This is a genomic window from Bacteroidales bacterium (genome assembly GCA_035299085.1).
In the GTDB taxonomy this organism is placed as follows: Bacteria; Bacteroidota; Bacteroidia; order Bacteroidales; family UBA10428; genus UBA5072.
The window spans coordinates 68,874-84,135 of record DATGXG010000024.1 but is presented as its reverse complement, the minus strand read 5'-3'; the positions used below and the strand labels follow the sequence as shown (position 1 = coordinate 84,135).

7 protein-coding genes are annotated in these 15,262 nt (G+C 40.7%); 6 read left to right on the top strand and 1 reads right to left on the bottom strand.

Annotation, left to right across the window (positions count from 1 at the left end; genetic code table 11):
* The first annotated feature begins 58 nt into the window (after positions 1–58).
* The 4 genes from VK179_06810 to VK179_06795 all read left to right on the top strand — a co-directional run bounded on the left by VK179_06810 (position 59) and on the right by VK179_06795 (position 12,410).
* A complete protein-coding gene (locus VK179_06810; GenBank protein HLO58434.1) occupies positions 59–5,995 on the top strand; it encodes a T9SS type A sorting domain-containing protein in 5,937 nt (1,978 codons plus the stop codon).
* 99 nt (positions 5,996–6,094) lie between these two features.
* Positions 6,095–8,533: an ABC transporter permease gene (locus tag VK179_06805; GenBank protein HLO58433.1), complete on the top strand. Its 2,439-nt coding sequence runs from the start codon at positions 6,095–6,097 to the stop codon at positions 8,531–8,533.
* A gap of 105 nt (positions 8,534–8,638) precedes the next feature.
* Positions 8,639–9,868: a hypothetical protein gene (locus VK179_06800; protein HLO58432.1), complete on the top strand. Its 1,230-nt coding sequence runs from the start codon at positions 8,639–8,641 to the stop codon at positions 9,866–9,868.
* 106 nt (positions 9,869–9,974) lie between these two features.
* Entirely contained in the window at positions 9,975–12,410 is a 2,436-nt protein-coding gene (locus VK179_06795; protein HLO58431.1) for an ABC transporter permease, read from the top strand.
* Between the two features lie 114 nt (positions 12,411–12,524).
* Here VK179_06795 and VK179_06790 read toward each other — a convergent pair whose 3' ends face one another.
* The gene (locus VK179_06790; GenBank protein ID HLO58430.1) at positions 12,525–12,932 is read right to left on the bottom strand and encodes a heme-binding domain-containing protein; all 408 of its coding nucleotides are present in this window, start codon (positions 12,930–12,932) and stop codon (positions 12,525–12,527) included.
* 276 nt (positions 12,933–13,208) lie between these two features.
* Between VK179_06790 and VK179_06785 the strand changes: the two genes are divergently transcribed.
* Both VK179_06785 and VK179_06780 read left to right on the top strand, forming a co-directional pair.
* Entirely contained in the window at positions 13,209–13,772 is a 564-nt protein-coding gene (locus VK179_06785) for an RNA polymerase sigma-70 factor (protein ID HLO58429.1), read from the top strand.
* 72 nt (positions 13,773–13,844) lie between these two features.
* Complete coding sequence (locus VK179_06780) at positions 13,845–14,984, top strand: FecR domain-containing protein (protein ID HLO58428.1); 1,140 nt, start codon at positions 13,845–13,847, stop codon at positions 14,982–14,984.
* The last annotated feature ends 278 nt before the right edge of the window (positions 14,985–15,262 follow it).

Sequence of the window (15,262 nt, the reverse complement as noted above, 5' to 3'; positions counted from 1 at the left end):
AAACACAAACTTGGGTAATGCAATTTTCGTATAATCACTTCATACACCCAAAACAGTTATGATGCGATTACTTCACCTTATTTTGAACTTCCAATTCATTTTATTTACTGTCTGTATTCAAGCTCAACCCGGTTCAAATGACCTTTCTTTTAATCCTGAAGATATAGGATTCGGCAACGGAGATGGTGCCGGAGGGTATGTATATTCTTCAGTTATTCAACCTGATGGTAAAATAATACTTGTTGGGGAGTTCAAGCAGTACAATGGGTCAAACATAAATTATATAACCCGACTAAATTCGGATGGTTCTATTGACAAATCATTCCATACCGAACTGGGTCCCGATTTTTACGTCTATTCCTGCATTGTTCAGAGCGATGGTAAAATAGTAATAGGAGGCGGATTTTCAAAATACGATGGCATTTCCAAAAATCGGATCTGCCGGCTGAATCCGGACGGATCATTGGATAATACTTTTAATATTGGAACCGGAGCTAACGGAAATGTATTGACATTACAGATGCAACCTGATGGTAAGATCCTGGCCGGGGGATCTTTCACAACTTTTAACGGTATTGCACAAAAAAGGATAGTTCGGCTCAACCCCGATGGAAGTGTGGATAATTCTTTCAATATCGGAACAGGACCAGATAATAGCATTCTTTCTATTGCTCTTCAGGGAATTAAGATTTTAATTGCAGGCAGTTTTACTCAATTCAACAGCAGTGCTAAAAACAGGTTGGCCAGGTTAAATCTGAACGGTTCAGTCGATACAACTTTTCATTGCGGAACCGGCGCGGATTCTGATATTAAAGAAATAGTCCCTGATGCCGCTGGTAAAATAATCCTGGTGGGCAGTTTCAAATATTTCAATAAAGTATCATGTAATTCGATTGTGCGGCTTAATACGGACGGCACAATTGACAACACATTTCTTACAGGCACAGGAGCCAACAGAACCATTAATACGGTCAAATTACTAAGTAACGGGAAATTGATTATCGGAGGTGATTTTACAGTTTTTAACTCAACATCAATAAATCGCATTGCCTGTTTAAAACCGGACGGATCCATTGATAATACATTTTGGGCAGGTACCGGGTCTAATGCAACCGTAAATAATCTCTCCGTACAACCGGATAACAAAATTGTCATGGTTGGGCAATTTACTGAATACAATGAAACTTCTGTCCGGTTCGTGACCCGCATAACCAGTTATGGTGATCACGATAATACTTTTAATAAAGGTTCGGGGGCAAATGGTGTTGTTTCGTGTTTTTTATTTCAGCCTGGCGGCAAGACAATTGTTACCGGAAATTTCACCAGAATGAATGGTCAGAATTTTAATCGTATATGCAGGATAAACGCTGACGGGACAACTGATTATTCTTTTATCAGCAGTGGAGCAAATAATAGTATTACAAAGGCAATTTTACAAAGCGACAATAAAATAATTATTATCGGAAATTTTACCGCATACACGGGTATTTCACGAATTGGTATAGCAAGAATATATAATACCGGTTCAATTGATAATGCATTTAATGCAGGGTTTGACCAGTACAACAGTATTCTGGATGCAGTAATTCAGCCTGACGGTAAAATCCTGATCAGTGTGAATTACCACAACGCTATGATTAATGAAACCGCTTATTATCTGAGAAGATTGTATACTGACGGGAAAACAGACTATACATACAATACCGGAACCGGTGCTGACGGTCCTATCCGGCAGATTGCGCGGTTGTCAAATGGCAAATTCATCATCAGCGGTTCCTTTTCAAGTTATAAGGGCGTTAAGAGAAATGGTATTGCCCAGATTAACAGTGACGGAACAATTGATGATTCCTTCAATCCCGGAAAAGAATTGAATGGAACAATTTCTGCTATGGTGCTGCAACCCGATGGTAAGATAATCATTGCAGGAGCGTTTGGATCAGTTTCAGGAATAAAGCGAATAAATATAGCCCGGTTAAATCAGGATGGGACCCTGGATTATACTTTTAATCCCGGAGAAGGACCAAATTCTGGGCTTAATTCAATTTCAATTCAACCCGATAATAAAATTATTCTGACTGGGACGTCAATATATAATGGACATCGCCAATTTGGTATAACGCGAATCAACCAGGATGGCACATTGGATTTGACATTCAACCCGGGGTCAGGAGCTAACAAGTATGGAACAATTAACTCCGCCTGCATTCAAAACGATGGAAAAATTCTGATCGGCGGTAATTTTATATCTATTGATAATGTGGGAAAAAACAGAATCGCCAGGCTTATCGGCGGTAATTCTTCTCTTCCGGCAGCGCCTTTTGTAGTAACAGATACTACTTTCAACCGCATTGATAAAGGCTTTGATAAAATCAATCATCCATTTTCAATAATTAATAAAATCGTTGTTCAACCTGATGGTAAAATTCTTTGTTCAAATGGTGTAAATACAGGATTAGGAGAAGGTATTGTCAGACTGAATACCGACGGAACCTTTGATTATAGCTTTTATAAAGGCCGTGGACCTAATGAAAGAGTAAGGGATATTGCTCTGCAACCAGACGGCAAAATAATCATTGCCGGGTATTTTACTGAATTCAATTCGTTACAGTGTAAATATATTGCCAGATTAAACAGTGATGGATCCATAGATCCATCCTTTAATACAGGTTCAGGAGCAAATAACAAAATCTATGCGTTAAGTATTCAAAATGATGGCAGGATTATTTTCGGAGGCGAGTGCACATCATACAATAGCGCAAATATTAATAGCCTGGCCCGTTTAAATTATAACGGGTCTCTGGATACAACATTTAAACCGGCTTATGCAGGAACCATTTATGCCACAACTCTTCAACCGGATGGGCGAATTCTGGTTACAACCAAAAACGGGCTGGTTCGGTTAAATGAAAATGGATCCAAGGACGGAACTTTTAATGTTGTACTTTCAGGTACAAGTTCCGATGCACTTATCCAGTCGGTCAGCCTGCAATCTGATGGAAAAATTATTATCGGAGGTTATTTTTCAACCGTCAACGGATCTTACGTAAGTCGCATAGCCCGGTTAAACACGGACGGCTCACTTGATGTGACGTTTAAATCTACAGGAAACGGCGCAGGAGGAAATGTTTTCACAACAGGAATACAACCCGACGGAAAGATTGTTATCGGAGGTGACTTTACTTCATATAATTCAATTACGAATTACAGCATTACCCGTTTAAATCCGGATGGCTCATTAGATAGTGGTTTTGCAAAGCAAAATCAATCTTCATATTTTTATAAATTCTATACCTGTGCAATATTACCGGATGGAAGGATCATAGCAGCAGGCAGTATGAGTTCAACATTAAATATTTTCAGACCATCAATCATCCGTTTATTATCAGATGGAGAACTAGATTACAAGTTTATAGGATCCACCGGTGCAAGCTGGGAAGTAAAGGATATTGCTCTTCAGAAAGACGGGAAGATTATTATCGCCGGGTTATTTGATTCATTCAACGGCACAAAAAGAACCTTTTTAGCAAGGTTACATATTGACGGTTCACTGGATGAAACATTTGATGCCAAAATACACCCGGATGGCGGTGTGTACAATATTGCAGTTCAGGACGACGGGAAGGTACTTATTGCAGGGGAATTCAAAAGCATTAATGGTGTCTTAAACTCGGGGATAGCCCGCTTAAATTCAGACGGGTCATTGGATAATTCTTTTAGTTCGCAGTTCTCGGGACCAATAAATGCGATGGCCCTTCAGGATGACGGAAAAATTATTATTGCCGCTACAAACCCGACCATTGTCAATGTTCTCCGATTAAAAACTGATGGTTCAATAGATACTTCTTTTTCAGCCATTAAAACAAACAACGGAGTTAAAGCGATCAAACTGCAGAAAGACGGTAAGATCATTATCGCAGGCGGTTTCAGCAAGATCAATACTTTTTCGATTTACGGAATAGCCCGGTTGCATTCTGACGGCTCGTTGGATAATACTTTTATTTCATACTGTAACAATGGTATTATTTATACTATTTCAATCCAGGCAGATAATAAAATAATCGCGGGAGGTTCTTTTTCCACTTATGACAATCTGAATATAAAAAATCTTGTCAGGTTAAATCCTGACGGCACTGCAGACAGGACATTCAGAAACAAAGGCGTTGACAATCCTGTGTACACGACACTTATAAAACCAAACGGAAAAATAGTAATCGGAGGAGATTTCGAATATTTAAACGAAAACATTCCAAGAAACCACATCGCATTTTTGACTTCTGACGGTGATCCAGATCCGGATTATCCGCTTTGTGCCGGAGCTAATCAGAAAGTTTGTGCCACTGCTTTACAACCCGACGGAAAAATAGTAATCGGGGGAGATTTCACATGTTTTAACGGAATGGGTAAAAACAGGATAACCAGGATATCAGGGGAGAGTTTCACGTATTCCATCCAAATTGAAACACCCGCCAGGTTTTGCAAGGGACAAACCGATTATGTTAAATATGTATCCGAAGGTATATACAAAACCGGTAATATATTTACGGCCCAATTATCAGACAGCACCGGCAGCTTTATTGTGCCCACAATATTGGGAAATAAATTTTCTTCGTTATCAGATACCCTACAAATTACCATACCGGATGATATTCCAGATGGGAATGGTTACAGGATAAGGGTTGTATCATCTGATCCTGAAATAGCAGGAGCCGACAATGGCAGCGATATAACCATAAACTCTTTACCTGAAAAACCAGTGATAGTTGGTTCATGCGAGGTTTGTTCAGGTGAAAATATTCAACTTGGCACCGATTCTTCGGTTAGCAGAATCTGCCAATGGATACTGCCCAACGATTCTATAATTATTTCTCCCCGAATTTCGATAGAAAATGCACACCTGTCGGATTCCGGAAACTATATTGTTGAAATTACGGACATATCAACAGGATGTTCAGCCGATGTATCTTCAATACATGTAATCGTAAATGAATTGCCGCTTTCCCCGGTTATAAGTTCAAATTCTCCTTTATGCCCGGGGAACGACCTTGTTTTAACTGCAAATGATCAGGAACGAGTTAGCTTTTATTGGACCGGCCCAAATCATTTCATCTCCGATAAACAAAATCCTGTCATAGAAAAGGCAGGCTCATTTCATAAAGGCACATATTCTCTTATAGTGAAAGATACAGTGACGGGTTGCACAAACACTGGAATTACAGAAGCAAATATATTTATGGAGCCTCTTAATCCTTTGATCCTGAATGAATCGGATTATTGCGTCAATGATTCCATAACACTTTTTACAGAAAACACGGAAGGTGTAAGTTTTATCTGGAACGGACCGGATGGATTTTATTCAAATGCAGTTGATCCTGTAATTGCACCTGCAGCCGTTAACCATTCAGGATTCTATTTTCTGAGATTTAAAGATAATAATTCGGGCTGTTACAGTAATAAAGATTCCGTTTCAATAATTGTCAATGAACTACCGGGTATACCCGTAATTTCATACAACGAACCGGTTTATTCAGGAGATACAGTAGTGTTATCGACCCCGCTTATTGAAGGAGTATCCTATCAATGGACAGGACCTGGAAACCTAATATCGGAAAGTCAAAACCTGATATTGCAAAATGTGGTACCTGAAATGCAAGGTCTTTACAGTTTAATCCTGACAAATACGAGCACACTATGTAAAAGTCTGCCTCAGAATATTTATCTGAATATTGAACTAAACCCTGTATCAACGGATATCATTTTCAGAGAACCTGTTATGGAACTTTTCCCGAATCCTGTTAAGGAGAATATAAATATTAATATTAAAGAAGAAGGAATAATTTCAATTGTTGAATTAGCGGGAGGGAAAACGATTTTTCGTAAGAAGATGACACCGGGTCTTCAACAAATTATAGTTCAGAACTGGAGCAAAGGTATGTATTACATTACATTTCAAAATAACAAAAAAGAAACAGGAATTAAGTTTGTAATTTCAGAGTAGCCAGTATTTTTGGTTTCGTAATCTTAATATTTCTTCTCCTGATATGCATCTAAACCGTTTTTGCAGCGTCTATAGTATATAACTGCAAAAAGGTTAAAGATGATCCGTAACTACTTCTTAATCGCGCTGAGAAACCTCAGGAAACACAAATTCTTCAGCATAATCAATATCACAGGACTTTCTATAGGAATTGCCTGTGCACTCCTGATATCCATATTCGTAATCGACGAACTCGGTTATGATAAGTATAACACCAAAGCCGACCGGATCTACAGGCTGATCAGTCACATTAACTTCGGGGGAAATGATGCGCATTATGCAGTATGCCCTGCGCCACTCGGACTTGTCATCCGTGAAGAAGTCCCGGAGATTGAAGATGCAACCCGTTTCAGGTCATGGGGAATGTTCCTTGTAAAAAAAGATAAGGAAAGCTTCAAGGAATTTGAGGCGGTGTGGTCCGATCCCAATGTGTTCAATATTTTTTCAATACCCCTCGTTAAAGGTAACCTCGCCACTGTTCTGCAGGAGCCTAATACAATGGTGATCAGTGAATCCGCGGCAAAAAAGTATTTCGGAAAGGAAGATCCTATGAATAAAACCCTTGTGCTGAATGGCAATATGCTTTATACAATCACCGGCATTTACAAGGATATTCCCCGGAATTCGCATTTTCACTTCAGCATGATGCTTGCCATGAGCGGCCTTGATGAGAGTAAGAACGGGGAATGGCTCAGCAATAATTTCCAGACTTATTATCTTCTGAAACCCGGCGCCGATCCAAAGGCTGTTCCGAAAAAAATCAATGACCTTTTCTATAAATATGCCGGTCCCCAGGCACTTGCTTTTACCGGCAAAACTATTGACGAGCTGTTTAAACAGGGAACTATCGTAGAAGAAATCCCACAGCGCCTGCTCGACATACACCTGCGTTCGGACGCACTTGTAGAGTTTGAAGCGAACGGCGATATCCGGTATATTTACATATTCTCAGCGGTTGTGATATTCATTCTCCTGTTGGCCATTATCAATTTCGTGAATCTTTCAACCGCACGCTCCGCCGACAGGGCAAGGGAAGTTGGCATACGAAAAGTAATGGGATCCGAAAAGAAATTTTTGATTTTCCAATTTTTGGCCGAATCCATCCTGGTTACCCTGGTTGCCGTTATTATTGGTGTTATTTTGGCTAATCTGCTGATGCCCTATTTCAACTCCCTTTCAGGAAAATCACTTTCAATACCGGATCTGAATCCTCTTTTCTGGTTATTGGTTATTGTTGCAGGCCTCGTGATAGGCTCCATTGCCGGACTTTATCCCGCCATGGTGCTTTCGGCTTTCAAACCCATTACCATGTTATCCGGAAAGCTTTCTGCCGGCAGCCGGAACGGACTAATACGAAGCGGTCTTGTCATTTTTCAGTTCACCATTTCTACCATTTTAATACTGGGTACCATCACCGTCTACAACCAGATGAATTTCATTCAGCATTTCAAACTGGGATTTGAAAAAGAACAGGTCATCATTGTGGATGCCAGTAGCATTTCTCAAACCCAGTCATCTACATTCAGGGATGAGGTGCTGGCCGACCAGTCGTTTGTTTCAGGTACCATTTCGGGATTCCTGCCTGTTTCTAATTCAAACCGGAATAATACCACCTATTGGAAAAAGGGAAACCGTTCACCGGAATCTTCAGTGAATATGCAATCATGGCAAATTGATCATGATTATATCAGGACCCTTGGGATGCAAATCGTTTCGGGAAGAGATTTTTCAAAGGAGTTTCCGAGCGATTCTTCAGCTATCATCCTGAATGAGAGAGCCGCAGAGCTATTTGGTTTTAAGAATCCGTTGGGCGAAGAAATCCAGGTATTTAACGGTACTGTTGATAATCGAATAAATGAAGCGGATGTAAAAACATTCCATATTATCGGGATTGTCAAAAACTTTAACTGGGAATCTCTTCATAACAGTATTGGTTCACTGGCCATGTATCTCGGGCATTCAAGCGATAAGGTTATGTTCAGGTTTAAACCGGAAGATACAAAGCATGCATTGAGCCTTGTGGAAGAAAAATGGAAAAACATAAATCCGGATTACCCGTTTGATTATACCTTCCTCGACAGGGATTTTGCCAGGATGTACGATGCGGAGACCCGGACCGGACGGATAGTCACTTCTTTTGCCATACTGGCGGTACTTATTGCCTGTCTCGGACTTTTTGCACTGGCTGCGTTTATTACAGAGCAGCGATCAAAGGAGATAGGAATCAGGAAAGTCATGGGTGCTTCAGAAAGGAATATCATCTTCATTTTTTCAAAGGAATTCACCGTGCTGGTGCTGATAGCGTTTCTTATCTCATTGCCGGTTGCTGTCTATGGCATTAACCTGTGGCTTCGGGGCTTTGTCTATAAGCAACACCCCGGAGTGCTGCATTTCATAGCGGTCGGATTGGGTGTATTGCTGATATCATGGCTCACTGTTGCTTTTCAATCATTTCGTGCCGCGGCAGCAAATCCGGTGGAATCTTTGAAATCCGAATAATATTCTTATGAGCAGATGATTTTTTGGCAAAGCGGTGCCTTGTTATAACCCGGTGGACAAATAATTCGTATATTTCAGTACCAAAACAATAAATTGAAAACCACCATGAAATCTTACGTTCTTTTGTTAATGGCTATTGTGTTGCTTTCCTGCGAACCTGAAAAAAGTAATGATAAAGAACTTACCCTGGATAAATTGAACGGTTTTGTTCAAAAGGGTCCTTATCTGAATGGAACTGCATTAATCCTTTCCGAATTATCCGGTGATTTCAGTGCCACCGGCAGAACTTTCAACGCCCAGATACTTGATAATAAAGGTACTTTTGAAGTATATAACATTGATCTGGCTTCTCCTTTTGTGGAAGTAAAAGCCGATGGATATTATTACAATGAAGTGACGAATGAGAATTCGTCTTCTCAGCTAACCCTCTTTGCACTTTCTGATTTAACAGACAGAACCAGTTTAAACATTAATATTTTATCACACCTGGAACGAAGTCGTGTTCTTTATTTAATCCATAATGGCAAAACGTTTAATGAAGCTAAGAAACAAGCACAATCAGAGATATTGAAAATCTTTGAAATAGAAAAACCGGACATGTCTTCCTCTGAGTCACTGGATATTACCAAAGAAGGCGAAGATAATGCTATTTTACTTGCCATTTCTGTGATTCTCCAGGGATATCTTTCGGTTTCGGATCTTTCTGAACTGATAGCCAATATTAGCACGGATATTCGTGAGGACGGTATTCTTAACAGCAGTTCAATCGGAACTCAACTTATAAACAACGCCAGAAATATTGATGCCGGTGTGATCAGGGCAAACCTGGAAAACCGTTATGAAGCATTAGGGATGAATACCGCTGTTCCTGATTTCGAAAGTTATATCCAGAATTTTATTGAAAACAGCGATTTTGAATATACTGCATTTATAACATATCCTGCATCAGGGGCCAATGGACTTAATCTGCTGGATACAACCAATACAATTTCTTTTTCAACTCAAGGAATATTTTCACTGGCTGCCATATTGCCTGAGGGATCTAATTTAAAAGTAAAGATTGTCGGATCCAGTTGGTTTTTCCCGGCATTCCAGGAAAACACAGGCTGGACTTACGGGGATTGGAATTCCGAAGAGAAATCGAGGATATTTACTTCAACACAAACAGGAGAAATCGATTACAGGATCTTTCTTGAAAACGCTTATGTTGTGAATTGTGATTCCGTTACCCAGATATGTGATACTACTTATGAATCAATAAATACAACGATCTACGTTTACGAAAATGATGACACTGAACCTACCTGGTCGCGTGTAATCCACCATAAGGAATAAAGCAGTCGGGTCACCATCCGGTATCCGGCATCCGGATTTGAACGTTTCTCCCCACCGATCGTTTCTGTTTCATTGTTAACCCGTTTAACCCAAACACGGCACAGAAATGATCCGGAATTATATTCTTGTTGCTTTAAGAAATCTTCGGAAGCATAAGTTTTTCACATTCATAAGTATAACAGGCCTGTCAATCGGTATTTCCTGCGCAATTCTTATTTCCGTTTACATCCTGAATGAACTGAGATATGATACGTTTAATTCAAAAGCCGACCGGATTTACAGGGTAATAAGCTTTGTGAAATTCGGCGGAACCGAAGCATTTTATACAGGAAGTCCACCGCCAATAGCTGAGGTTTTACGCAATGAAATACCCGGTATTGAAGAAGCCGGACGGTTCAGACCCTGGGGGATGTTCCTTGTAAAAAGCGGTCAAAAGCATTACAAGGAGTTTAAAGGAATATATGCCGATCCGGATATATTCAATATTTTTTCGATAGATCTTATAAACGGAAATTCGGCCGCACTAAGCGATCCGAACGCATTATTTCTTAGCGAATCTGCAGCCAAAAAGTATTTTTCAGACAAGGATCCGATGGGGGAAGAGCTCATCATAAACGGAGAACAGCCTTACATTGTCAAAGGTGTTTACAGGGATATTCCTTCGGCTTCTCATTTCCATTTTGATATGATGCTGGCTATGTCAGGACTGGATGAAAGCAAAACTGATGAATGGCTGAGCAATACATATATTACATACATACTGTTAAAAAAGGATGTTGATACAGCAGGGTTACAAAAGAAGATAAATGAATTGTATTACAGGTATTCCGAACCGCAGGCGATTGCATTTATGGGTAAAACCATCGATCAGTTATTCAAAGAAGGAACCTTCGTTGAGGAAGTGTTGCAACCACTTCTTCAAATACACTTACACTCTGATATAGAAGCGGAATTTGAAGCCAATGGCGACATCCGGTATATATATATATTCTCTGCTGCTGTAGTCTTAATTATGCTGTTAGCTGTAATCAATTTTGTGAATCTGTCTACGGTAATTTCATCCGAAAGAACAAGGGAAGTGGGCATAAGAAGGATAATGGGTTCTGAAAAGAGATATCTTGTTTTGCAATTCCTGGCTGAATCTGTAATAGTTACGCTCATTGCCGTGATTATAGGCGTTTTATTGGCCCAATCACTTACCCCTTATTTTAATTTGCTTTCAGGAAAATCACTCGAATTGCCATATTCAAATACCCAGTTCTGGATTACGATATTATCAGGCGGTGTTCTGATTGGTTGCATGTCCGGAGTTTACCCTGCTTTAGTGCTTTCCTCGTTTAAACCGGTTGCCATGCTTTCAGGTAAGATCTCAAAAGGTAACAGGGGAAGAAAGGTAAGAAGTTTTCTTGTCGTTTTCCAGTTCACCGTCTCGACTATTCTCATCATCGGAACCATTACGGTTTACAGGCAGATGAATTACATCAGGAATTTTAAGCCAGGATACCTGAAGGAACAAGTAATTACAATTGATGTCGCAGGAATGCCTGCAGAAAATGCAATTCAATTCAAAAATGAAGTATTGAAAGATAAAACCTTTTTAGCCGGAACGGTTTCAGGCTTTTTCCCGGTTGCCAATTCATTGCGGAATAATAACACTTTCTGGAAAAAAGGCAACCGCACACCAGGGGCTTCAGTGAATATGCAGATATGGGCAGTGGATAAAGACTATATCAAAACCATGGGGATGAAAATTATTTCAGGCAGGGATTTTTCGGCCGGCATACCCGGCGATTCCGCAGCAATAATTCTGAATGAAAGGGCCGCCCGTCGATTTGATTTTGATAATCCGGTTGGACAGGAAATCCAGGTATATGAGGGAGCATTTGATTCGACAATGAGCGAAGACCTGATCAGAACCATGCATATTATAGGTGTTGTAGCCGATTTTAACTGGGAATCGCTCCATGAAAATATTGGATCGCTTGGAATGTCGCTCGCCAGGTCAGGTGAAAAAGTAGCTTTCCGGTTTGAGCCTGCCAAAACGAATCATGCGGTTAAAAAGATTGAAAGGGCATGGCAGCAAATTAATCCGGGTTATCCCCTGGATTATACTTTCCTTGATAAAGACTATGCACAGATGTATGAATCGGAAAACCGCACCGGACGCATTATATCCTCATTTGCGATAATTGCTGTAGTTATAGCATGCCTGGGTCTTTTCGCTCTTGCTTCATATGTAGTGGAACAACGGTCAAAGGAAATCGGCATCCGGAAAGTAATGGGCGCTTCGGGGAGCAATATCATCCTGATCCTTTCACGTGAATTCACATGGCTTGTAATAATTGCGATTATGATAGCCATTCCGGTGTCCATCGTGGGCATTCATTTATGGCTAAAAAGTTTTGTGTATAAACAGCCACCTGGTATTCTTCATTTTATTGCCGTGGGTGCAGGCGTACTAATATTAGGCCTGCTAACAGTTGCTATTCAATCGTACAGGGCGGCATCGGCAGATCCGGCGGATTCGGTGAAGACGGAGTAAAGCCCCGTCATTGCGAGGAGCCTGATAATTAATGATTATAGTAAATATTAATTGCGACGAAGCAATCTGCCCGAACAGGCAGGACGTTACAATGACGGCTTTTTCCGAATACAATTACTCCTTCGAAAGTTCCTTCGACCAGTTCTTCACCAAATCAACCTGTGCTTGCGTGGGTGCTGCTTCAGGATGGGATTTAAGAAAGGATTTCGGAGGCATGGAGCCTTTTTCGAGAATTTTGGCCATGGCTCCTGCTTTTTTTACCTTTTTGTCATGATCGTAACTGTTCCATTCCGAGAAATTCAGTTTAGACATGGCCAGAGCTTTACCACCATCGGCATGGCAGGCGGTACAGGAGTTCTGTACAAATGCGTTAATGTCGGCCGGCAAGGTATCCGATTTAGCAACTACCGTTATGGATGCTTTTCCGGAAGTGTGAGACGAAGGAGAAATGAATGCTGCAGCCAATAAGGCAACAAGGATCAGCGGCAGAACCACCAATACTGATTTATTAAACTTTTTCATTGGAATACGATGTAAAGTTGTTTAAGAAGTACTTGTCTAAATTAAAACAATTTAAGTTCAATAGAGTTCGAAAATAGTGATTAGTAATTAGTGATTAGTAATTAGTGATTGCCTCCTCCGCTGAAACTTCGGCGGCCAAGGTTGACTGGTCACCGGGGTACGCAAGGAATTAAAAAAATGCTGCGACTTGCTTCGGCTAACTCAGGATAAACGCCATGCATGACATATGGTTAAATCAAAAAAATCGGTAAATTGGTTGTTTTTAATCTCTGAAAAATGCTTTCAAAAGCGGATCAATTCCTGGTAGATGCCATCAGAAAGGGTGATTACCGGGCATATGAGATGCTTTTCCTTACTTATTATTCCGACCTGTGCCGGCTTGCACGGGGGTTTGTTCATTCTGATTCCGTTGCCGAAGATCTTGTTTCTGACCTTTTCCTTAAAATATGGGAACAGCCCGGTTCGCTTTCAGTTAACACTTCCCTCAAAGCATACCTGCAACGCAGCGTGCACAACAGTTGTATTAATTACATTACCAGGAACCGCATTAAACCCGGCATTAATGATCCTGAAACGTTAGAAAAACTGGATAACCTTTATCCTCATGTACCGGAAGAATCGCCGTACATCAAGCTGATGGAGGAAGAATTGCAGGACAAGATCGCTGAAGCCATTCGTCACCTTCCCGAAGAATGCAGCAAAATCTTCCTTATGAGCCGAAAACTTTTGTTATCCCACCGTGAAATCGCCCGACAGCTCAACATTTCAGAGAACACAGTTAAAGTGCAGATATACAGAGCGCTCATCAAATTGAGAGAAGCGCTGAAAGATTATTTGTAAAATTTACATTTATTCTGTAATACCGGCAGTCCATTTTTGTGTCTTAATTTCTGAAAACAAAAAAGCACAAAATTGGAAGTACCGGAATCTATCAAAGCAGCCATCGTTAGTTTTTATGACGACAGGCTAACTCAATCGCAAGCTGATGACCTGCTTGCCTGGATTGGCCAGAATGAAGAGAACCTCTCTCATTTCAGGCAAATCGGCGAATTAAATCATGTTTCCTATTTCTCATCCGAAACAGATTTTGATTCACAATCCGCATTAAAGGCAATCCGTAAAAAAATCACGGAAAGAGGGATCAGGCCTCTTCCTCAAAAGGAGGTCCGCCTCAGGTTATCATCCGTTTATAAAATAGCAGCTGCCCTGTTAGTCCTCGTTGCCCTTGCTGTGGCAGGCAGCTTTTACCTGGTAAGAACTCAAAAATCAGCCGCCCCTGCGTTGTTTGTTGAAACTTCGGCTCCAAAAGGCTCCAGATCATTCATTATCCTTCCGGACAGCACAACAGTGTGGCTTAATGCAGGAACAAAATTCAGGTATGGCGTGGATTACGGAACGGCAAACCGGACGGTATACCTGGATGGCGAAGCCTACTTCAAAGTAAGCAAGAATAAACACCTGCCATTTAAAGTTTACACCTCCGATATTACAGTTACTGCTCTTGGAACTGCTTTTAATGTTAAGGCTTATCATGATGAAGGCACAATTGAAACCACTCTGGAAGAAGGTGTGGTGCGCATTGATGACCTGGCTGAAAATAAGAAAGATAAACCGGTTATTCTTAAACCCAAACAAAGCGCAGTTTTTCATAAGCAAGGCGGACAACTTGCCGTTCAGGGTCCGGCAAAACAGAACATTACAAAACCGATGCAACAAGCTGTTCAGCTCGCGTCGATACCGGTTAAGGTCAGCAATGTGGCCGATACCCGACTTTATACTTCGTGGAAAGACACCCGCTGGCTTTTTAAGAATGAAAAGCTCAGTTCACTGGTAACCAAGCTGGAGAGGCGGTATGATGTAGAGATTCATTTTATGGACAAGAATCTTGAAGATTATGCTTTCACCGGTATCCTGCTTGAAGAATCGCTGGAACAAGTGCTGTCGGCCATACAATACACTGCTCCTATCCGTTACGAAATTGCCGGAAAGCAGGTGAAGCTTTATGAAGATAAGAAGGTAATGAACCAGTATAAAGGTATAATGACTCCCTAGATGAAAATTCAACCCTGATATACTATTAACCTAAACTTAAACGAATGAAAAAATAAAACCGGTTCTTTAAAACAAAAGTCACGCTTTGCCGAAGCCTGAGCGTGACTGTAAAAGATTAACAAACACTTCTCTGGGTTCGCGGCCACACTGAAGTATTATCAACCTTAATACCATACAAATGTATGAAAAATCCTTTCAAGAATTGTATTGAGGGACTTTGCCCCTTTACGAAAAAACTACTCCTAATTATGAAACTGGTATTGATCCTAATCTTCGCA

Coding starts and splice junctions, on each gene's coding strand:
- VK179_06785 (HLO58429.1), top strand. CDS start 13,209: ATGCTTTCAAAAGCGGATCAATTCCTGGTAGATGCCATCAGAAAGGGT.
- VK179_06805 (HLO58433.1), top strand. CDS start 6,095: ATGATCCGTAACTACTTCTTAATCGCGCTGAGAAACCTCAGGAAACAC.
- VK179_06795 (HLO58431.1), top strand. CDS start 9,975: ATGATCCGGAATTATATTCTTGTTGCTTTAAGAAATCTTCGGAAGCAT.
- VK179_06810 (HLO58434.1), top strand. CDS start 59: ATGATGCGATTACTTCACCTTATTTTGAACTTCCAATTCATTTTATTT.
- VK179_06790 (HLO58430.1), bottom strand. CDS start 12,932: ATGAAAAAGTTTAATAAATCAGTATTGGTGGTTCTGCCGCTGATCCTT.
- VK179_06800 (HLO58432.1), top strand. CDS start 8,639: ATGAAATCTTACGTTCTTTTGTTAATGGCTATTGTGTTGCTTTCCTGC.